Origin of the sequence: Terrilactibacillus laevilacticus (assembly GCF_006517395.1) — a bacterium.
Lineage (GTDB): Bacteria > Bacillota > Bacilli > Bacillales > Sporolactobacillaceae > Terrilactibacillus > Terrilactibacillus laevilacticus.
This window is the reverse complement of the sequence record NZ_VDCY01000004.1, coordinates 49,664-72,512: the sequence shown is the minus strand read 5'-3', so window position 1 is coordinate 72,512 and position 22,849 is coordinate 49,664. Positions and strand designations below refer to the sequence as shown.

Here is a 22,849-nt window from a genome sequence, read left to right as displayed (position 1 = left end):
AGGTATTTTTTATGTTACTCGGTATTTGCTGGTGTGTCATGGTCTCTTTTTTATTCTTTCATTCTCTCTTAAATCCCGCTCGTATCATGCTTTTTCTTTTTAAACCACTAATCCCTATTTTAGGTAAGTAGGCGGTGAAAGAACTTTGAAAGAAAAAACCACCAGTTTTCAATTATTAATCACACTCTATATTGGAATTATAACCACTGGGATGTTAATGATGCCTCGACAACTTTACCGTATCGCGAGCCTTAATTTATGGTTATCTATCATCATTGGTTCATTATTTGGTTACTTTTCCATTATCGTTATAACCGTTTTTCTTCATACTTTTAAAAATAAAACATTGACAGAAATTACCGAAGAAACATTAAGTCCTTATTTTGGGCGGGCTTTGACGTTTATTTTTATTATTCTTACTTTTTACTGTGAAGCGTATTTTGTTAGACAGTATACGAATTTTATTTCAACAAATTTTTATCCAGAAACGCCGCGTTATATCATAATTGGAAGCATGGTCATGGTGTGTTGTTTCGCCGTTTATCATGGGATAGAAGTCATCTGCCGTTGTGCGTTAATCGCACTTCCATTTATCTTACTGTTTTTTTCTCTTGGAAGTTCTCTATCTTTTCCAGAGATGTCATTTGTAAATCTTCTTCCGATTTTAGATAAAGGGCTCATTCCACCTCTGGGTGGATCTTCGGTTTCCTTAGCCTGGTTTAGCGAATTTATACTCATATCACTGTGTACGCCTTTTATTCGTCAATCAAAAACTTTCTTAAAAGATGGGTTTATTACGGTGACAATCACCCTCATAACACTGCTGTTTTTTACTGTTTCGATTTTGTTATTCTTAAGTGCTTTTACAGGTGTTCCATTATATCCCTATATGGTGAGTGTGAGGTATATCTCTATTGGTCGTTTCCTTGAACATATTGAAGCTTTGGTTATGGCTATGTGGATCGTTGGTGCTTTTGTTAAGATTTCCTTTTATCTGTTCATAATCGTCCATAGTTCAGCCACTTTCCTCAGGCTTTCGTCCTATAAATTGAATGCTTTACCGATTAGCTTTTTATTATTTTTATTTAGTTTATGGATTCACCCAAGTAGCCAAAATCTATTTAAAATAGGAAGTCCATTAGTTAATACGATAAACATTTTAGTTAATCTTTGTTATCCTTTGTTTATATTGGGCTTTGTTCTATTCAAAAAGAAAAATTCTGCTTATTAACTCTAAATGATGGATTTGCGAGGTGATTTAAGATGACCAAAACGGTAAACATTACGTCCTTTCAAATGGGGCTAGTCCTATATATAGACACGGTTACAACTGGAGGTCTCATGCTCCCTTACGGTGTATTTGAATTGGCTAAGCAAGATCTTTGGTTTTCATTTCTCATAAGTTCATTATTTGGTTACTTAATGGTTTTAACCGTCGTTATATTAAATAATACATTTCCTGGTAAAACTTTCATAGAAATAATGAAAAAAGAAATGGGTATTTTGGGTTATGTTCTTTCTCTCTGTTTTTTATTATTTTTTCTCTATATTACAGCTTATATTTTTAGAGAATATTGTAATTTTATTGTGACACATTTCTATCGATTCACGCCCCAATTTGTTCTAATCGGTATTATGGTAATCGTGAGTGCCTACGCTGTTAAAAGCGGCATTGAAGTCATTTGTAGAACAGCTACTTTCTTTTTTCCCCTTTTATTTTTTAGCGTCTCACTCAGCACTTTGCCTTTAATTCCAGATATGCATGTTGACTTTTTACTACCGATGTTTCCCAATGGATTAATCCCTGGTTTAAAAGGATCGGTCATCGCTATGGGATGGCTAAGTGAATTTGTTTTTCTTTCTATGTTCTTACCCTTCGTATCTGCAAGAAAAAAGATTCTCCATGCAGGTTATATTAGTTTAACGTTAACCACTTTGACCATCATTTTTATCACACTTTGTGATTTTTTCGTCTTGGGTCAATCCTTTAATAAATGGTTTTTCCCCTATGTAGTAAGTACCCGTTACGTTTCACTTGGCAGATATTTTGAACATATCGAAGCCATTGTTATGGCTATTTGGATTGTTGGCATTTTTATTAAAATTGCTTCATTTTCGTTTATGTTCGCATATGTTTTGAAGCAATTTTTGGGCGGACCAGATTATCGCTCTCTCGTTTTACCGATTTCTTTTATGTCCTTTTTCCTGTCGCTATGGATATTCCCAAGTTTAACGGATTTTTTCCAAAATGGTGGATCGTTGACAAATACATTAGATACTGTAGGAACGATCTTGTTCCCTTTATTCATTTTATCTTTTATATTCATTAAAAAGTTAATAAAAAAAAGCTAGTACCAACGATGAAAAATGGTACTAGCCAATATTAAGGGGGTTTTGATAGTTATATTATATGCCCTAATATGTTATTAAGAAGGAATATGTAATATTTTATACATTTTTTTGTATGAATATGTTTTTCAGGTCTTATTCAGGTACCCTTTTAAAAAAAATCTAGATAAGGTTCTAAACCCTATCTAGATTTTTATTTTACCCTTCTGTTTTCTTCATTTCAGCTTCCATGTCAGGACGATCAAGATTTGCTTTTAAGAATCCTTCATCTTGTGGAAGATGTAATTTCATTTCAGGTTTTTTATTAATTTGAATTGTACAATTGTCAATCGCATAGTCAAATACATGACCACCGCTAGTTCTATTTTCATCAATAAAGTGAAGGTGGAAACCACCTACAGCAATCCCATGAGCATACATCGGAGTCCAAAAACCAACCATCGTTCCCTTCACGTTGTTAAATGTGAAGATAGGCTGTGATTCTACGGCTTCTGACATAGGCACGTATGGTTTTTCTTGATAGACAACGGTGCGCGTTTTGACTTGTTTAAACACGCCGTCAAATCGAACAGCATAAAACAAGTTTTCACTTGGAACAAGATCCATAATTAAGTGCTCAATGTCACTCTTATTCATGGTTTGTTCCACTTTATGTGTGATCTCAGGCTTGAAATAAGTCATCGAACAGAACGGACTTCTATCGGCATCAACTAGGGGCGTTGCCGTACCATCTCCTCTGACGCGGTAAAATTCATTGTCGAAACCAATGAGTTCCCCATCGAGTCGATCAAAAGTTCCGATACCGAAATCGCCATGATGTTTCAAATCCCCAAATGTTGTTTCCCCTTCATAGACACCATCAAGTAAAGACAACATGGTGGAAACTTGATAGACCGTATCATATGATTTCTTTAAGACATTAGTCGTCTGATCATGTTTTACAGATGTACTCATTAAGGAGCCCCTTTCGTTAATTAGTTTAAGGCGTTTGGAATTAATTTTTTCGCTAGGTCGATGTTTTCACTGTAATCAATAGGCACATCAACAATAACTGGTCCATCTTGGTAAGCAAGTGCTTCTTTCATGACATCTTGTAATTCACTTGGTTTATTCACACGCATACCTTTTGCGCCAAAGCTTTCAGCATATTTCACGACATCGACTGATCCAAAATCAACACCAGCCGTTCTTTCATATTTCATCACTTGTTGGAAGGCAACCATGTCATACGTTCCGTCTCTCCATACAAAATGGACAATTGGCAATTTAAGACGAACCGCTGTTTCCAACTCGTTAGCAGAGAACAAGAATCCACCATCCCCAGATATAGATACCGTTTTTTCTTCTGGGTTAACAAGGGCAGCTGCGATAGCCCAAGGTAGCGCTACACCAAGCGTTTGCATCCCATTACTGAATAATAGACGATGTGGTTCATAAGAACGGAAATGTCTTGCCATCCAGATATAGTGAGAACCCACGTCACAAGTCACCGTCACATTATCATCAATTAAATCGCGTAAATCACGAACGAATTGTAATGGGTGTACAAGGTCAGAATCTTCACGTACTGGTGGTTCATCGCGATCAACGATTTTTTGACGTAATTCATCCATCAATTTCAAACCTTCGTCTGATACGTTCAAGTGGGTTAACTTTTCTTTAATGCTATCTACTGTAGCACCGATATCACCGATAAGTTCAATCTCAGGTTGGTAATCGTGATCAATATCAGCATGAAGTTCATCCAAATGAATCAATGTGCGATCCCCAGCAGCATTCCAGAACTTAGGATCATATTCAACTGGATCATAACCGATCGTTAAAAGGACATCCGAATTTTCAATTAGAATATCTCCAGGTTGGTTACGGAAGAGTCCAATACGACCATAGAAATGTTCTTCAAGTTCTCTTGAAATTAATCCAGCAGCTTGGAAAGTTTCAACAACTGGTAAAGAGATTTTTTTAAGTAATGAACGTACAGCAGCAACGACTTTGCGTTTGCTTGCTCTTTGACCGACTAAAATAACAGGAAGTTTGGCATTTTGAATCGCCTTAACAGCCTTGTCGATGGACTCAGCAGCCGCAGGACCCATTAATGGTTCAGGAGACGGTGCAACTGCTTTAGCTGTCGTAGAGTTAGCTGTAACATCTTGTGGTAAGCTGACAAAAGCCGCACCTTGCGGGCCAGATGATGCTTCTCTAAAAGCATTAGTCAAAACTTCTGGAATGTTATCGGAGTCAACAACTTCTTTACTGAATTTTGTAATAGAAGAGAACAAGGCCGCGTTATCCATAGATTGGTGCGTTCTTTTGTTTCGATCAGCTCTTATAACTTGACCACCTAAGGCAACAACGGGATCATTTTCTACATTAGCTGTAACGAGGCCCGTTGCAAGGTTAGAGACCCCAGGACCTGACGTAACTAAAACAACACCTGGTTTTCCTGTTAAACGTCCCATGGCAGCAGCCATAAATGCCGCATTTTGTTCATGACGGCAAACGATTAATTCTGGACCGCGGTCTTCTAAAACGTCAAAAACCGAATCAATTTTCGCGCCTGGAATACCAAAAACGTACTTAACGCCTTGTTGAATTAACGTATCAACAACTAAATCTGCGCCTTTTGCTTTTTTAATTTTGTCTTGTTTTTTTTCAGTTTTGCTCATTTCAAAAATCCTCCTTTTTGATATATAAATCGATCAGAGTACCATTTAAAATAGGAGTCAAATGATCATGAAACTCTGATGAATGAAACGCCATTAGTGTGTACTACCCACATGTTTACCTTAAGAATCAGAGTTTAGATATAAATGAATCCTATAATTAATTTCATCTTTACTTTACAACGGCTATGGTATTGCGTCAAATATATCATTGTATTACTATTAATACATAGTACGTATTAATCACACGCACTTTATCTTTTTTTTTACATTAAAAGTCTGATGATCAGATTTATTATATATTTTTTACAGATTTAGATTTATATTAATATTAAGCAAAAGTTTACCTTAATAAATTTGTTACATTTTTTCAAGTAAAACGTTTCGTTCCAACGGTATGATGGTAAAGAACCTTTAAACCAAATTGCTTATTATGTCTAATAAGCTTATTTAAGTCTCGAATATAAAAGATTCTTATTTATTATTGACTCTTTTTAATTTATCTTTCGTAACAACTTATACCATACAGAAACACACTAGGAGTGTAGTGACATGGAATTACGGCACCTTCATTATTTTATTATTGTTGCTGAAGAACTTCATTTTGGAAGAGCAGCTGAGCGATTACAAATGACTCAACCTCCACTAAGTCAACAAATCAAACAGTTGGAAAATGAAATTGGTGTTGATTTATTCAAACGGACAAAGAGACATGTTGAACTTACTACAGCAGGAAAAATGTTTTTAAACGATGCAAAACAAGCCTTATCATTACTGGATCAAGCGGTTGATACAGCTCAACGGGCACAACGCGGGGAAATTGGGCATATAGCGGTTGGTTTTGTAGGTTCTGCAACCTATGACATCCTTCCAGATATCGTCCGTGAATTCAGGCGAAAATTTCCTGATGTTTCTATTGAACTTCAGGAATTATCGACTCCAGATCAAATCAAAGCCTTGCATGACGGTTATTTAGATATTGGTATGGTACACCCTCCCATAAACAGTTCCATGATTACTACAGAAATTTTACTACGTGGGAAATGTGCCTTATCAATGCCAAAAAATCATCCACTAGCTAAAAAAGAAGCTATTTATCTCAAGGATCTTGTCGATATACCATTCATTGTTGTGTCTCGTGATATTTGGCCCGCTTTGTATGATGATTTTGTTTCTCTTTTTCAAGATGCTGGGTTTACACCTAAGATTGTTCAGGAAGCAAATGAATATCAAATGGTTCTTGGACTCGTTTCCGCTGGTATTGGCATAGGTGTTGTTCCAAGCACTGCAGAGAAAAATTTTAATTTAGACGTCGTATATAAGGAAATTGAGGATTATCCTTTAAATGCAATTCTTTCAGTTGCTTATCGTAAAACAGACGAAAACCCATCCCTAAAACGTTTCATTGATATTTCAAAAGAAATTGGGCAAAAATATATGATCGATTAAGTCTTTTTAAAGTAAAGGAGGCTGACATTAAAACGTCAGCCTCCTCATTTTTATTCTTCAATAGCTTTCTTTTTCTTGCCTTTACGGTGACTCATTTTCATTAAAAACTCGTAGACAATTGGGACGACAACAAGTGTGAGTAATGTTGAACTCGTGATACCACCGATAACCGTTACACCAAGACCTTTGGATATAAGACCGCCACTTCCTTCAGCTCCAATGGCAAGCGGAATGAGCGCACCAATGGTTGCTATAGCTGTCATTAAGATCGGACGTAAACGTGTCGCGCCGGCTTCTAGCAAGGCTTCCCTTGTTGGTAAACCTGCCCGCTCCATATGAATGACTCGATCGATTAATACAATCGCATTTGTTACGACAATGCCGATCAACATGAGTACACCAATCATGGCCGATACACTAATCGTTTCACCTGAGATAAAGAGGGCTATTAAACCACCTATTATCGTGAACGGTAAGGAGAAGAGAATGGCGAATGGTGCAAGTCCGCCACCAAAAGTTACAACAAGAACAAAATAGACAATGGCTATAGCAGCTAAAATGGCCATGCCCAATTGGGAAAACGATTCATTCATTTGCTCTGTAACACCGCCAAATGAAATACTTGCATGATTCGGTGTTTTGATTTTATCTACTTTTGCTTTCAAGTCGCTTGTCGCGCGACTCACATCAGCCGATGTCACTTTGGCAGATACTTGAGCACTAAACTTCCCATTACGTTTCGTTAACGAATTCGCTGTTTTTCCTTTTTCTACTTTTACGACATCTTTAATTGGTACTTCCATCCCAAGTGGAGACGTTAATGTTTTTGACATAACATCATTAATATCTTTGTACGATGTTTTGGCATTTTGAACGTACACATTAAGTTCTTTACCATTTTGTTCAATCGTTGTTAGAGCTTGACTTTCTCCTGTATTCGCTAAAGCCCCGGCAACCTGCCCGGCTGTTAAACCTAACTGACTTAACTTATCTTTATCCACAACAAGATTAAATTGATTATAGGCTTCAGAGAGACTCGAATCAATATTTGTTAAATCCTTTTGCTGTTTCATTTTTGATTCGACTTGCTCTACAATTGGTTTAATTTGCTCCATGGAATCTCCGTAAACATAGAGAGTTAACGTATTATTGCTTCCGCTCGTTCCTCCCCCCATGTCTTCTTGACCCCATTTGCCTTTATTGGATATCTTAGCAAGATCTTTCATTGTTTTATCTGCTAATTTATCGAAATTAGGTGTATCTTTCTTATACATAACATAGAATAAGGCTTGATTAGAAGCTGCAGGATTCATTGGATTTTCACCGCCTACTGAATACTGCATTTTTGTCATGTATTTATTATCTTCTAGATATTTTTCGGCTTTTAAAGCCACGTCCCGAACGTCACTGAGTCGCTCGCCAGGATCAGGGTTATAAGTCAACGTCAACATCTTTTCAGAATCTGATGCTAAGAAACTAAAACCAATCTTAGGTACTAAGAACAAACTTCCAATAAGGGCCAAAATCGCAACCCCAAAGGTGATCAGTTTATGATTTAACGCCCCATTTAAAACACGTTTATAGAATGATGATAACTTTCCTGTTTCTTTGTGTTCTTTAGCTTTCTTTACCCCATTTTTAAATAACGAATCAGCTAACATTGGAACGATCGTTATGGCTACAAGTAAAGAGGCAAGAAGTGAACACACAATCGTTAAGGCAAATGGTAAAAATATTTGTCCAACAACGCCGCTCACTAAGGCCATAGGCAGGAACACGGCAATCGTTACGATGGTCGATGACATAATTGGGATGAACATCTCACGTGTGGCTTCACGAATCAATTCCGTACCTTTAAGTTTCTCAGTAGATAAAGTTAATCGCCTATAAATATTCTCGATAACCACAATAGAGTCATCCACAACACGGCCAATCGCCACCGTCATGGCACCGAGTGTCATGATGTTTAATGTGACATCCATTTGTTTGAGAACGATGAGTGACATTAATAGGGATAATGGAATCGAAAAGACGGAAATAATCGTTGATCGAATATTTCTCAAGAACAACAAGATAATGATAACGGCAAAAATGGCACCAAGTATGGCCTTTTCAATCATTGTTTTAACCGAATCTTGGATTGGTTTTGCCTGATCATACATATTAACGGTGTGAATGCCACTGTTGTCTTTGCTGAATTTTTTTAACTTCGCTTTGGCTTCCTTTACGACATCTACCGTGTTGGCATCATCTGCTTTGACAATGGATACTCCGATAGACTCTTGACCATTTGTTCGTGATATTGATTCAGCTTTTTTATCAAGTTTAAGTTTAGCCACATCTTTCAAGGTGACTGTTGGTAATTGCGTAGGCTTTACTTGACTTTGCGAGGCACCTTGCCCCTGCATTTGACCTTGCCCTGCACCCTGAGTTTGTTGCATTTGACCCTGTACAGGTATTTCGATATTTTCTAAGTCATGGAGCGTATTAATATCTCCATTCACAGCCAATGATTGTTCTTGGTTTCCAATGGTATATAAACCGAGCGGCGCGGATACCTTGGCTCCCTTAATCATATTGGTTACTGTATCTTGAGTTAAACCATATTGTCTTAATTTCTTATCATTGAAAGTTAAAAGGACTTGACGCTGTTCTTGGCCTGAAACGGTAACAGTTGAGATACCATCTATTCCTTCAAGAGTAGGGACCAAATCATCTTCTACTTTAGATGTTAATTCAGAAAGAGATGCATTTTTATTAGAAACACTGACACTAAGAACAGGAAAAGCATTAAAATTAATTTTAGACACATTTGGCTTTTCCACATTATCTGGTAAATCGATTTTATCAACAGTTTCTTTTACATCTGTAACAGCTTTATCCATGTCTGTGTCGTAGTTGTACTCAACTTGGATGGAAGAGACGTTGGCATTTGTAGTAGAGCTGACATTCTCAACTCCTGATAAATGACTGACTCTCTGTTCAATCGGTGTCGTAATTTTCTCATCAATATCAGTTGGTGTTCCTCCTGGATACATCGTGGTTATAGTAAGGACTGGAAAACTCATATTTGGCATGGTTTCCATCTTCATCTTAGAACCAGAATATAATCCAGCAACCACAACAATAATAGTAAGTAGCCAAAGGGCATACTTATTCTTTGTCGAAAAATTAATAATGGACTTCAATCTTTTCACCTCGGGTAATAGAATCTAATTTTTCATATTAAAGTGCTTGTTCAAAAAGGTGACAAATGAAAAGGGTTACTGGCTAAGTACGCTGGCATCCTGCAAGAAACGCTTGTACTAGCCTGTCCTTGGCGTTGGTGGCTAAGAGCGGCGTCATTTTTCTTTGGACCGGCATTCCACATGATGTGGTAGCTTCAGGCGCCAGCCACACGTTGAGCGTTTAGAGATCCTCTTGATCCACTACATGAGGACCGGAAAAACAAGCAGGCGCCGAGGATTCGCAGCTTATCCTTTTGTGACTTTTTGAACAACCTTTTAAAATAACGAACAGACTATGTTTTCTACTATACAAGAGAAATATGAACAGGATATGAACAACACATTAATATAACTATGTATTCTCTTTTTTTATAACAGCATATACGTTTCTCCTCCTAAAAAAGTTTCCTATTACTTAACTAAACGTAAGATCATACCTCATTATTATCTATAAAAGAATTAAATGACGTATGCAGCTGTCGATTTAATTCAACATACAACTTAAGTCGTATTTTTAGTACTAATAAAGAAAAACCGGGTGTTTTCCCAGTTTTTTTATTTATGTATTTACTTTGCATTCTAGAGGACTTTGAAAAGTAAGCTTTCTACCACTATATATTTATTTAATAGATCGTAAGTCAGGTACATTCTTAGGTTGATCCATATGTTTTTCTAGTTGTTGACGTATTGAATCAGATAATGGTACCGACTTCCTACTTATAAAATCAAAACCAAGTAAAGTCACACGCCCACGAGCACGACACTCACCATTTTTATCTATGATGGCATGTTCAGCATCAAAACTTGAACGACCAAGTCTACCAATCCACGTTAGTACAGTCACTGTTTCTCCATATTTTATTTCATGAATATAGTCACAATGAGTTGAAGCAACAATAATATTCCACTCGTCAAGGTTTAAACTTGGATTAAACAATTCAAATATGGCCCTTTTCCCCTCTTCAAAATAGGTATAATACACGGCATTATTGACATGTCCCAACGAATCACAATCATTAAACCGAACCATGATTTCTGTCGATATCATCTATATTTCCTCCTCTGACTCAGTATATTAAAAGAAACCATCATTAGTAATGATAGCACTTTTATTATGAAGGTGTTATATAACTATCAAAAGATGTCTTAGAAAAATTAAAAATACCACAGATCCGATCGCTGTGGTATTTTCGCAAGGTTAAGGTTATTCTGGTAAAAGAAGTTCTGGTGTAAGTTCCGGTTGAGTTTCTTTTTCAACAACGTTACTCGCCGATGGTTCTGCTTGTTTTTTAGCTGCCAACATTTCTCCTTTTGAGAGGTAGTAATACACCGCACCTACAAATAATCCTCCGCCCAAAATATTACCTAACGTAACTGGGATGATATTATATAGAGCGCCTTGTAACGTTATAGATGCTGGATGAGCAATAGATAACGCCAATGAGAATAAGGATAGGTTAGCAATAGAGTGTTCATAACCTGATGCAAAGAAAGTAAATACTAGTAAAATAATGGCCATAAGTTTCGCTGCATCGCTTTTTAATTGCATAGGAATCCAGATTGCTAAACAAACGAGCCAGTTACAGAATATGGCACGAAAAAATAATTGATCAATTGGGAGGTGCATTTTTCTGTTAACAACTTCAAACAAAAGGTGATTGGGTGCCAATTGATCAAAAATTCCAGTTCTCGAAAATACGAGTGCAAATAGAATAGCACCAATGGCATTTCCTCCAAAACAAAATACCCAGTTTCTTATTAAATCACGAATTTGTGTTTCTTTTTTCAATGTACTAATGGTGAAAAACATCGTATTTCCTGTAAATAGTTCTCCACCACCATAAATGATAAGAATAAGGGCAATACCAAAGAAAATTCCGCTCATTAAGGTCGTTGCTGGTGAATGAACAATGTTAAAACTGTCTCCTATTTTGAAACATAGAACAATGGCAAGACCTATGAACACACCTGCTAAACTAGCCCGAATAATATATTGTAATATTGAAGAATCAAGAATATTTTTTTTGAACACTGCGGATTGAACTGCTTTTTCTATCGATTCATGCATTTTATTTCCCCTTTTCATTTTTGTGAATTATTTCACATTTGATAGCAAAAATAATTTGTGAATTATTTCACATCTTACAATAAAATATAACTTTGTGATTCGTTTCACATATAAAACTATTAATATCGACATAGTGTATTGTGAATTTTTTCACAAATTATACCAAAAAAATAAACGTCTTGTCATCTGATCATTTTAGATTATAGATTAATCTGAGGTTGGTATATGTGAATTGTTTCACGTACCGTATGTATAGAAAATACTCCTTTTCACTCTGATTTTCAATACCCTTTTCATGATGTTACGATTTCTGTCAAATTTAATTTTATTAAACGGTTTCATATGGTTGTATTTTTGAGTTTAGTTGTTCTTTTTATAAATTTAAAAGAAATCAAGAGTATAGATTTCTTTATTTTATCCTATATTAAGGATAAAAACATTTTTATATTGGATATGTTATGCATATTATCCACACTTTACCCATTGGGTAGTAATCTAGATACAATGACTAGAAAATGTTTCGATTTTTTTAAAGTAGGTGTTGAATGATTTGAGTAACCGGTTCTTATCTAAATTCGAAAATAATGAAAAAATCATTTTACTGATATCCTTTTGTATTATTGCGATTTATCTATTACCTTTGTACATATTCGGCGAAAACACGCACGTTCGAGTTCATGATAATTTAGATTCCAATGTGGCTTGGTATAGAACACTTATTAATAGCGGTCAACTCTTTGCCCCGTTAGATGCCACCATTCCACAAATCATGAATGGAACCTTGCCACGCGGAGCATTAGAATCGGAATTTAGTCTCATTGTTTGGTTATATGTCTTATTTCCAACGATGGTTGCATATGCAATCAGTCAAACATTGACGCGTATCTTTGCTTTTATAGGTATGTATCTACTTCTAAAAACACATGTCCTAAAAGATAAAAAAATGCGAATAATAAATGCCTTTGTCTCCGTTTGCTTTGCTTTAACGCCATTTTGGCCTTCAGGTATGCTAAGCACTCTAGGGATGCCACTCGCTTTATGGGCCTTTTTAAGTATTCGTTCAGGAGGTGGCCATTGGAAACATTGGCTCACCATTATTTTACTGCCTTTTTATTCTAGTTTTGTGCTTGGCTTCTTCTTCTTTTTAACAGCTATTGGGATATTGTGGTTGTATGATTTGATGACCAAGAAACGATTTAATCTTCCGTTCTTTGGGAGTCTTTGTTTGATGACGACTCTTTATCTCATTGTTGGCTATCGACTGATGTCTTCACTTGTCATTAAAGGTGTCCCTAATAGTCGTCAAGAATTCGTATCTTCACGGTTGAGCTTAGCAAGTACCGTGCGCTTAACCTTCAAAAACTTTATTATTGGTCATACACATGATTTAACCATGCATACCTTCATTATCTTGCCTTTAACACTGGTCATTCTGGGACTCATTCTTATAAACAGAAAATGGAAAGAGGAAAAAAGCTTCATTCTTTTATTTATACTCAATTTCGCTCTATCAACTTGGTATGCCTTTTGGTTTTTTAAAGGTTGGAGACCGATTAAGGAACATTTTACTTTTTTAAGAACCTTTAACTTTGCGCGATTTCATTTTCTCAGACCGTTAGTTATTTATGTAAGTTTCGCAATAGGATTGGGAATACTGTGGAAAATAGGAAAGTATGGACGACAACTTGTTGTCCTCCTCCTCATCGCTCAGATAGGTATTCTCTTTTATTTCAATGATGCTTTTCTATATAAAAATCAACCAACCGTGAAACAATTTTTTGCCGTTAACCAATTTCAAGACATTAAAAAATACATAGGAAAAAACCCGTCGTCCTATCGAGTCATTAGTCTTGGGCTTCATCCATCCATCGCTCAATATAATGGATTCTATACGTTAGATTCGTATAACAACTACTATCCGTTAAGCTACAAATATGAATTTAGAAAAATTATTGCGAGTGAGCTGGATAAAAAAGCATCATTGAAAAAATACTATGACACTTGGGGTAATCGTGTCTATCTTTTCTCATCCGAGTTAGGTAAAAAATACGATTACAGAAGTTATTCGAAAAAGAAAGTTAAACACTTGAATTTGAATACAAGAGCCCTATGGCGTATGGGAGGTCGCTATGTGATATCATCGGTCCCTATTTTGAACGCTCATCACAATCATCTAAGTTTATTAAAAACGTTTCGCGATGCAGCCTCATCCACAGCTTGGAAAATATATTTGTATCAGGTTCATCCAGAATAGGAGGTTAACATACTATGAATAAACCATTATTGACCATCGCAGTCCCTTGTTGCAATGAGGAAGAAGTTCTACAAGAGACATCCAATCAGCTGTTGAGAGTCCTTACCTCTTTAATTAAGGATAATCTTATTCAGCCAGACAGTAAAATACTATTTATTGACGATGGAAGCCGAGACCACACGTGGGCTCTTATAGAAGCTTTAGTTAAAAAATCGACTTACCTTACGGGATTGAAACTTACACGTAATTTTGGGCATCAAAACGCTCTATTAGCTGGACTGCAAGTGGCTGGTAAACATTCGGACTGTATTATTACGATCGACGCAGATCTTCAAGATGATATCCAAGTTATACGGACGTTTGTCGAGCGTTATCAAGAAGGTTATGATATTGTTTATGGCGTTCGCAGAAGCAGGCAAACCGATTCCTTCTTTAAACGAAATACAGCGCAAGGATTTTACCGTTTTATGACGAAGCTCGGTATTAAGATGGTCTACAACCATGCAGATTTTCGTTTACTTAGCAAAAAGGCTCTAAAAGAACTCTCGCGTTACGGTGAACAAAACATGTTCTTACGTGGAATTATTCCTCTTCTTGGCCTAACGTCAACTGAAGTTCAATATGATCGGAAAGAGCGCATGGCCGGTGAGACAAAGTATCCCCTTAAAAAAATGCTATCGTTCGCTTTTAATGGTATTACATCTTTTAGCATAGTGCCTATTCGTTTAATTATGACCGTTGGTATTATGGCCTTTTTCTTAAGTAGTCTCTTTGGAGTTTATGCCTTGTTTGCTAAATTTTTTGGCCATACTGATTCAGGATGGACTTCCATTATGATCTCATTATGGTTTTTAGGAGGGCTTCTCCTCATTAGCGTAGGACTCATCGGTGAATACATAGGTAAAATCTATGAAGAAACCAAGCATCGACCACGATTTTCCGTAGAAAATGACCTGTTTAGTTCTGCTTTTAAAGAACGAAAAGTACCTACTCCGATCGTAAAGAAAACAAGAATAAGGTAATGAGTTGATTCGGACTAAAATTATTAATGTGATTTTTATTCGTATAAAGTGAATGACCGCTTCCTATTCAATCGTACAACCTTCACGTTCCTTCCAGGAAGGATTTCTTTCAGGGCTTGTTAAGTAATAATTCGACACGTTCAATGATTTTGAACGTGTTTTTTTTAGCACTGTAAAAAAATCTAAAAATTCAAGGTATAAAGTAGGCTCTGTCCCCGCCTTATAGGATCCCGCAATCGGCAAGTTTTCTTTAGCACATCCCTCCCGATCCGTTCTTATCGATATCAACCTTGGATAATAGGACCAAATAGATAAAATCCATAGGAAATATCATAACCTGTAAAAAATCAACAGGTCTAAAGGTCCCAATTAATAAGTTATATCAACAATTTATCGAATATTTTGTATTTTGATGTTATAATATAATTATTGAAAAGTCTGATGTAGGACCTATTTACTAAAAATAAGTACCGGAGGTTTGCCCATGTTTATACTAAAACCACGTGAGAAATCAAAAACTCAAAATCAACCGGATTTGGAGCCTAAAGAAGACTTAAATAGTCAGATCCAAGTTACGATAGACCAATTACTCGCCGTTAATGAAGAAATGAAGGTAACGACAGAAACATTAGAAATGGCTTCTAATTCAAGTAGAGAAAGCACTTCAGAATTAAAAGAACATACAACAAAAACAGCGCATTATACCGTTCAAGTGACTGAACGGATGCAAATGATCAAAAATTCCGCACGCAAAATCTCTTCAGTTGTTGAAGAAGTTCAAACGGACAGTCAGACAATCTATCAAAACTTAACCATTTCATGGGATGCGCTCAAAGGTTTAAAGTCACAAATGAATCAACTCTTAAAAAGCCACGATACGCTAATTAAACAAATGGATAAGCTCGTCCAACATTCAAAGACGATTAACGGGATTATTGAAACGATTGGGAGCATTTCGCAACAAACAAGTATATTAGCGTTAAATGCTGCTATTGAAGCAGCTAGAGCTGGTGAGCATGGACGCGGTTTCTCAGTTGTCGCCAAAGAAATTGGAAAATTAGCGGAGCAAACGAATGAAGCTGTTGAAGAAACACATATTAATATTAATCTGATCAATAAGGATATCTACCATTCCACAGACATGGTTCACACAGAAACAGGGCAAATAGATACGGGAGTTAGTGGATTAAACAATGTTTTTAATCGATTGGAAATTTTAAAGACGAACTTAAATAAAATGACAACGCTAAGTTCTGAGTCGCTCGAAGCCGTTGATCAACAAACATCAAACATTCAAGAAGTTAGTGAGTTTATACATCACATATCAGATATGACAGAGATAAGTAAAATCCATGTCGACAAGGTGGAAGAGGATATCAATAAACAGTATCAAAGCATCGATCAAATGGTGACCCTCAGTTCCGCTTTAACTGACACTTCGAAAGAGTTACATAAGTCGATTAAAAAAGATAATAAACAGGTTAACATTGAAATTAACCAAGAACTCAGCAAACGACTCCAAATTAAGATGAAAGATCTCGTAAATTCAAATAACCTGAATAGATTACAAAAAGCAGAACATAGCCTTTATCTCATGAAATTTTTTAAAAATGAAACTGATGTTGAAGCAATTTGGTCAAATCGTTCAGACGGTACGTTTATTTTTTCAAATCCACCCGCAGCCCTAGTTAATGGAAAAGCACGTTCTTGGTTTAAGGAGGCCATGAAAGGGGAAAGTTATGTCTCCGATCCATATATTTCTGTTCTAACTAAAAGAAATTGTGTCACTCTATCCTTACCGATTGTAGATAATGACCAAGTTATTGGAGTACTTGGAGCTGATATTACGGTCTAATAATGAGTTTAATTAAAATTAACGAATTAAAAAACCTTTGGAGGCTACTTTTTTGGTGCATTATACATAGCATTTGCAGCTGATACCAATTGCTAAATAGTCGTTTCCGAACGGTAAACAGATTGAAGAAAGAGCGGCAGGCGAAACACCATAAATTCAATTAGTTATTTCAATAAAAATTCGGACTGGACACTATTCGATCCAGTCTTTTTGGTTGTTCAATATCCCTCCTCCCTTGTTCTGTAAGTGTTCCATTTGTTTTTCAATACATAAATCCATGGGATTCCTAAATAAAAATCCTCGATGACTTAGTATATTCTGATGTGATCTTTGGAATACCTCTATAAAAGAAAAGACCCTCGTTAGTAACACGGGGTTGGAAATCAAAATATAATATTATCCTCTAATAGTTCCATGTTAGTAATAATTATTCGATGATCTTTAATGGTTATAATACCATTATGCTTCAATTGTTTTAGAATTCTGCTAACACTACTTGCTGTTGATATGCCGCAGAACTTTGCAATTTCTTCATTCGTAACTTGAAAATCAATCATCATCCCATCAGGTGTTCGAACACCAAAAAGATCACACAAATCGTAAAGTTGTGTACAAACAGCACCTAATTTACCATTTAACAACATCTGTTGCATTTTCTTCATAACATAAAGTAAACGGTATCTATAGAAGTCTTTTACGTAACGTTGGAATTCTGAGCTTTCATTAATATCCTTCCAAAATTCCACACGATTTATTCGATAAAATTCAGCTGACTCTGATTCAACGCGGATATTGTATGGTGAATCAATAAATTGTGAATACTCATCCCTTAATATTGAAACAATTTCAAGATCTCTAATGTATCTAAGATTAAATTCGCGACCATCATTAGTAATTACACTTGCCTTTACAACACCACTCCTCAAAATATAAGTATAACAATCCTCTACACCTTCAAAGGTTAAATACTTATGATATCTCTTTTGAACAATTGGTAAACGTTTTTTTTCAACATATTCTTTTAAAACTCTATTATCCAACAAATCCCCCCCCATCATTGATAAGACCTTAAAAATATGTCAAAATCCGATCTTTTTTACACTGGTAAGATAGTATTCAAGGGTACCAGTAACGAGCAACTAGCATAATCTTCTTCGATTAAGCATCGAGTTGCCAAGAAGGCGAAGCCGTAGTGATGAGCGTTACTTCACGAATATCCTTCGAATTGTCACGTATGCGAAGCAGTAGGGACACCTTTTTTCTACTAGGCCTCTGTCTATGCCTTTCAGGCCCCGCAAACGGCAAGTTTTCTTTAAGTTCGTTCCTAATTCACAAATGATATTAACATTTGTTATTTACTTAAATATATTACCACTGTGTTTTTAAACGTTCTATATATTTATTATACTTTCACTAGTAATTTCTATAAAGAAGGCGATCGAATATGAACTTTTGGGTGATGCTCGCCAAGGCTCAATAGAATTGGTAAAAATAATGGGAAGTGAATCAAATCAAGACTGTAAGGAATTTCAAGACTAGACTTAATCATCTCCACATGTGATCTATTTATTCAACAATTAGTAGATAGATACCCCTCAAATCATCATAATTTAGAAGTTCAATTGAAAAATTAAAAGCTTATTCAAATTAAGGAGACACGAAGTTACATGGAACAGAAACTTTTTAACAAACACTTTGTCGGAATTACATTAATTAACTTTATTGTTTACTTAGTCTATTATCTTTTGATGGTTATCATCGCAGTCATTGCTCAAGATAATTTACACGCTACTTTAAGTGAGGCTGGATTTGCTTCAGGAATCTATATTATTGGAACATTGCTAGCTCGTTTATTTATGGGTAAGCAGTTAGAACTATTTGGGAGAAAAATGGTTCTACGTGGTGGAGCCATTTTTTATCTTTTTACAACGATCGCCTATTTATTTACCCCAAATATCAGTATTCTATATTTAGTTCGGCTTTTAAACGGCTTTGGATATGGAACAATTTCTACGGCAACCAATGCTATTGTTACAGCCTATATTCCTGAAACTAAAAAAGGGGAAGGAATAAACTATTATGGATTAAGTACAAGTTTAGCTGCAGCTATTGGACCTTTTATTGGAATGATTTTGTTAAATATGACAAACTTCTATTTTATTATTTGGTTTTCCATTATTTTAATTTCCTTAGTGACTCTATCTTGCTTTATATTTCCCGTTAAAAATATTCAGTTATCCGGAGTACAAAAAGCTCAATTAAACTCTTGGAGTATTCATAGCTTTATAGAAAAAAAAGCTCTATTTATAACAGGCATCGCCTTTCTAATGGGACTTTCCTATTCTAGTGTGCTATCATTCTTGTCTTCTTATACTAAAGTGATTGATCTGGTTACAGCAGGATCCTTTTTCTTTGTTGTATATGCATTAGTAGTCACATTCACTCGCCCTATGTCTGGCCGAATTTTTGATTTAAAAGGTGAACAGTATGTCATGTACCCTAGCTATTTCTTCTTAACAGCGGGTTTATTTATGCTAAGTATTACGACTAATAGTACGATGTTGTTAATCTCAGGCGGATTAGTCGGATTAGGGTATGGTACCTTTATGTCAAATGGTCAAGCCGTTTGTCTCAAACTTGCTAACCCACATAGAATTGGAATTGCCTTATCTACTTACTTTGTTGGCTTAGATTTAGGATTGGGTGTTGGTCCTTATATTATGGGTACTTTAAGATCTCTCACTTCTTTTAGGGGTCTATACATCATCGCTGGAGTCATTCCTCTTGTTTGTACGGCTTTATATTTTACTAAAAATAAAATTTCACTGAATAAGAGTAAATCGAATGAGAGTAAGATGACTAAGAGTAAGGCTCTATGAACGAATTAAACTTAATCAGTAAATTTGGACTATGTCAGTTGAAAAACAACTTCGAATATTGGATAAATGAATAAATCAAACTTTGTTTTAAAGCAACAAAAAGAACTCGCCAGCTAGATTACTTATAATCAAATGCTAGTGAGTTTTTTAACATCTAAGGAATAGAAGCTTTACGTTTCCCATACCCTTAACCTCGATATATCTACGAACATTTTACCGAACAGTCATCCACAAGTCGAGATTTTATCGTTTCCTAAACAATTAAAAAACCTAGGAGATAAACTCCTAGGTCATGATTCGTTCGTTACATCATTATTTTAAAACATTTGTTAATACAGGAACAATTTGTTTTTTACGTGACACGACACCTTTTAGGACAGCAAGGTTTTGGTCTAATTTAACGTCATACGCTTTTTCAACCGCTTGCGCTTCTTTACCAAGGACTAATGCCGTTGAGTCATTCGTTAAAATATCTGTGATCGCAAATAAAAAGAGATCAAGTCCTTTATCTTTTATCTCACTGCCAATGACATCCTCAAGTTCAGCTTTACGAGAAAGAATATCCGCTGTATCTACCGTGTTCACTTGGGCGATTTCTACTTTGTGATCACCCATTTGGAATTCTTTTGCATCAAGCTTAATCCATTCATTTGTTGGTTTACTGCTTAAATCAGCCCCTGCTTTTAACATATCTAAACCATATTGCTCAGGATCTATCTCCGCAATAGCAGCCAATTCTTTTGCTGCTTGTACGTCTTCTTCAGTGCATGTTGGTGATTTGAATAACAACGAGTCTGAAATAATAGCTGAAAGCATAAGTCCCGCTATAGGTTTAGGTATTTCAACACCATGTTCTTTATATAATTTGTTTAAGATCGTTGCTGTACAACCAACTGGTTCTGCACGATAATATAAAGGATCGCTTGTCTCAAAATTAGCAATGCGGTGATGATCAATTACTTCTAAAACACGCACATCATTAATATCGTCCGCGCTTTGTTGACGTTCATTATGATCGACTAAGATAACTTCGTCCACTTCACTAGCGACTTTTTCGACAAATCGAGGAGCTGCAACTTTAAACGTGTCTAAAGCAAATAACGTTTCGCCATTAACTTCTCCTAAACGTACAGGCTCGACATCGAGACCTAATTGTTGTTTTAAATGAGCATATGCTATAGCTGAACAAATTGTATCCGTATCTGGATTTTTATGTCCAAAAACAAGAACTTTTCCCATGACACTTCTCCTTTATCATTTTAATAAATGGTATCTCTACACTAGATTCTATTCTATCATAAATGACAAATCAATTTGTTTATAACAAGTTGATGACTTTTATATTAAGAAATTATAATATTCCTAAAGCAAGTCAAAAAGTATCCTTTAAACCTCTTTATTTATTTATGAAATCCATATATCATTTATAGTGGTCAATCTTTTTGTAACTGGCCGGAAATCGTTCGTTACAGGGTGGTGTTTGTATCGTCAAAAAACATAAAAACAACAAAGTACGTAAACGTCACTATGTTTTAAAAAGTCTGTTCTTTCTATTCGCCGTATGTATGGTATTTATATGGTCCCTAACAGACTCAAATCAAATCCTCTCACTTTTGCCAAGACATGAACCAGTAAATAAAAATCAACTGCTTAAATACGAACCAACTATTTCACAAGAACTGAATAGTTATGGATTGAAAACTTATACACCTCTACTACTTGCCATCATGTCTCAAGAAAGTAAAGGAGAAGGAAACGATCCGATGCAGGCATCGGAATCTGCCGGATTAAAAAGAAATCAAATCAAAAATCCTGAAACGAGTATAAAACAAGGCGTCTATCATTTCTCTGAAATGTTTAAATATGGCAAACAAAAACATGTTGACTTAGATACCATTATCCAAAGTTATAATATGGGGCCTGGCTATATATCCTATGTCGCTGAACGTGGCCAGAAACACAAAGAAACGCTAGCCAAATCGTACTCTAAGATGAAAGTCGAAAAGTCGCCTAATACGTATACATGCGGAATTCGTGATACCTTTCGAGAGCCATATTGTTATGGTGATTTCACGTATGCAGAAAAAGTGAACAAGCAACTAGAATTAGTTCAAAATATGTTAAAAGAAAAATACGCTAAAAAAAATGATTCAAAAGTGAAGGCGAGTTTTGTTGCAAAGTAATGAATTATAATTTGATAATGAAAATGAAAAAAGCCTCACATCCGTGTGGAGCTTTTTTCTATTTGTAAAACATTTATTTTCCATCTAATACTTCAATACGTTTTTCTAAGTCATGAATTAATTTATAATTGAGGATGAGTTTTTTGATTAATTTTAATTCCGCCTGAGCTGTCATGACATGATCTTGGGCATGAATCATTAAGAAATTTGGAACAACGCCATTTTCACTTTCACGGATTAATTCTGTTTGTGATCGATGACCTTTTACAAATTCTTGTTCTGCAATCTCCAAATGACGATTTGCTTCATCAAACTGATAAACTTGATCTATTTTTCGCAAATCTCTCACTTCCTTGTTATCAATGAAGCTATAAAAAGAGCGATTGTAAACGCAAACGCTTTCTTTTGACCCTATAATTATTAATGATATTATTTATTTATCTGCCTCTTTAAGAGGTTGTTCAAAAAGTCACCAAATGATAAGCTACGAATCTCGGCGTTGGCTTGTTTTTCCGGTCCTCATGTAGTAAAAACCTACATTCCGGTCCTCAAAACGGCGCCGCCTTGATCTTCTTGCTTCTAATTTGTCACCTTTTTGAACACGCACTTTAAGTAATCAGCTAAACGTCTACAGATATCCTTACATTTATATTTAGGAAATGTGCAAAGTTTTTGCATACACCTTTTTTAATTTTTTTCTCAGATTCATATCTTGAAAGTATGTCATTACATTTATTTCATATATAATAATAACAACGACGTTCATTTGTTAACTTTTACAAATTAAAATAAATCAACATACTATTTACTTATTGATATTAATAAATATATTCTTGAGTCCTCTTATCTTTTATTTGTTTAACCAGAATATATATGACCATTCATCTTTCAACAGAAAGA

16 protein-coding genes are annotated in these 22,849 nt (G+C 35.5%); 8 read left to right on the top strand and 8 right to left on the bottom strand.

Annotation, left to right across the window (positions count from 1 at the left end; all coding sequences use genetic code 11):
* Positions 1-145: 145 nt before the first annotated feature.
* Both FG390_RS06775 and FG390_RS06770 read left to right on the top strand, forming a co-directional pair.
* Positions 146-1,231: a GerAB/ArcD/ProY family transporter gene (locus FG390_RS06775; RefSeq protein ID WP_141190284.1), complete on the top strand. Its 1,086-nt coding sequence runs from the start codon at positions 146-148 to the stop codon at positions 1,229-1,231.
* Positions 1,232-1,263: 32 nt separating this feature from the next.
* Positions 1,264-2,352, top strand: a complete 1,089-nt coding sequence (locus FG390_RS06770) for a GerAB/ArcD/ProY family transporter (RefSeq protein ID WP_141190283.1) — start codon at positions 1,264-1,266, stop codon at positions 2,350-2,352.
* Between the two features lie 195 nt (positions 2,353-2,547).
* Here FG390_RS06770 and budA read toward each other — a convergent pair whose 3' ends face one another.
* Both budA and alsS read right to left on the bottom strand, forming a co-directional pair.
* Positions 2,548-3,303: an acetolactate decarboxylase gene (budA, locus tag FG390_RS06765; RefSeq protein WP_141190282.1), complete on the bottom strand. Its 756-nt coding sequence runs from the start codon at positions 3,301-3,303 to the stop codon at positions 2,548-2,550.
* Between the two features lie 20 nt (positions 3,304-3,323).
* Positions 3,324-5,015 (bottom strand): acetolactate synthase AlsS, encoded by a 1,692-nt coding sequence (gene alsS, locus FG390_RS06760; protein ID WP_141190281.1) that lies wholly within the window; start codon positions 5,013-5,015, stop codon positions 3,324-3,326.
* A gap of 549 nt (positions 5,016-5,564) precedes the next feature.
* On the opposite strand from alsS, the gene alsR reads away from it, so the two are divergent.
* The gene (alsR, locus tag FG390_RS06755; RefSeq protein ID WP_141190280.1) at positions 5,565-6,461 is read left to right on the top strand and encodes an acetoin biosynthesis transcriptional regulator AlsR; all 897 of its coding nucleotides are present in this window, start codon (positions 5,565-5,567) and stop codon (positions 6,459-6,461) included.
* A 50-nt stretch (positions 6,462-6,511) separates the two neighbouring features.
* On the opposite strand, the gene FG390_RS06750 is transcribed toward alsR, so the two are convergent.
* The 3 genes from FG390_RS06750 to FG390_RS06740 form a co-directional block, all read right to left on the bottom strand.
* Positions 6,512-9,649, bottom strand: coding sequence for an efflux RND transporter permease subunit (locus tag FG390_RS06750; RefSeq protein ID WP_141190279.1), 3,138 nt, complete (start codon positions 9,647-9,649; stop codon positions 6,512-6,514).
* Positions 9,650-10,307: 658 nt separating this feature from the next.
* Positions 10,308-10,736, bottom strand: a complete 429-nt coding sequence (locus FG390_RS06745) for an acyl-CoA thioesterase (RefSeq protein WP_141190278.1) — start codon at positions 10,734-10,736, stop codon at positions 10,308-10,310.
* Positions 10,737-10,892: 156 nt separating this feature from the next.
* Positions 10,893-11,756 (bottom strand): formate/nitrite transporter family protein, encoded by an 864-nt coding sequence (locus FG390_RS06740; RefSeq protein ID WP_141190277.1) that lies wholly within the window; start codon positions 11,754-11,756, stop codon positions 10,893-10,895.
* 550 nt (positions 11,757-12,306) lie between these two features.
* On the opposite strand from FG390_RS06740, the gene FG390_RS06735 reads away from it, so the two are divergent.
* The 3 genes from FG390_RS06735 to FG390_RS06725 all read left to right on the top strand — a co-directional run bounded on the left by FG390_RS06735 (position 12,307) and on the right by FG390_RS06725 (position 16,887).
* Positions 12,307-14,010, top strand: a complete 1,704-nt coding sequence (locus FG390_RS06735; RefSeq protein WP_141190276.1) for a DUF6044 family protein — start codon at positions 12,307-12,309, stop codon at positions 14,008-14,010.
* 14 nt (positions 14,011-14,024) lie between these two features.
* Positions 14,025-15,032 carry a glycosyltransferase family 2 protein gene (locus FG390_RS06730; protein ID WP_141190275.1) on the top strand — a complete coding sequence of 336 codons (1,008 nt, stop codon included), beginning with the start codon at positions 14,025-14,027 and terminating at the stop codon, positions 15,030-15,032.
* 484 nt (positions 15,033-15,516) lie between these two features.
* Positions 15,517-16,887, top strand: a complete 1,371-nt coding sequence (locus FG390_RS06725) for a methyl-accepting chemotaxis protein (RefSeq protein WP_141190274.1) — start codon at positions 15,517-15,519, stop codon at positions 16,885-16,887.
* A gap of 383 nt (positions 16,888-17,270) precedes the next feature.
* Here FG390_RS06725 and FG390_RS06720 read toward each other — a convergent pair whose 3' ends face one another.
* Positions 17,271-17,927 carry a Crp/Fnr family transcriptional regulator gene (locus FG390_RS06720; RefSeq protein ID WP_141190273.1) on the bottom strand — a complete coding sequence of 219 codons (657 nt, stop codon included), beginning with the start codon at positions 17,925-17,927 and terminating at the stop codon, positions 17,271-17,273.
* 627 nt (positions 17,928-18,554) lie between these two features.
* Here FG390_RS06720 and FG390_RS06715 point away from each other — a divergent pair.
* Complete coding sequence (locus FG390_RS06715) at positions 18,555-19,766, top strand: MFS transporter (RefSeq protein WP_141190272.1); 1,212 nt, start codon at positions 18,555-18,557, stop codon at positions 19,764-19,766.
* A gap of 312 nt (positions 19,767-20,078) precedes the next feature.
* On the opposite strand, the gene FG390_RS06710 is transcribed toward FG390_RS06715, so the two are convergent.
* Positions 20,079-21,005, bottom strand: a complete 927-nt coding sequence (locus FG390_RS06710) for a manganese-dependent inorganic pyrophosphatase (RefSeq protein ID WP_141190271.1) — start codon at positions 21,003-21,005, stop codon at positions 20,079-20,081.
* A gap of 326 nt (positions 21,006-21,331) precedes the next feature.
* Here FG390_RS06710 and FG390_RS06705 point away from each other — a divergent pair, with 326 nt between their 5' ends.
* The gene (locus FG390_RS06705) at positions 21,332-21,949 is read left to right on the top strand and encodes a lysozyme family protein (RefSeq protein WP_141190270.1); all 618 of its coding nucleotides are present in this window, start codon (positions 21,332-21,334) and stop codon (positions 21,947-21,949) included.
* 73 nt (positions 21,950-22,022) lie between these two features.
* Here FG390_RS06705 and FG390_RS06700 read toward each other — a convergent pair whose 3' ends face one another.
* Positions 22,023-22,289 (bottom strand): PTS sugar transporter subunit IIA, encoded by a 267-nt coding sequence (locus tag FG390_RS06700; RefSeq protein WP_181406407.1) that lies wholly within the window; start codon positions 22,287-22,289, stop codon positions 22,023-22,025.
* Between the last annotated feature and the right edge of the window lie 560 nt (positions 22,290-22,849).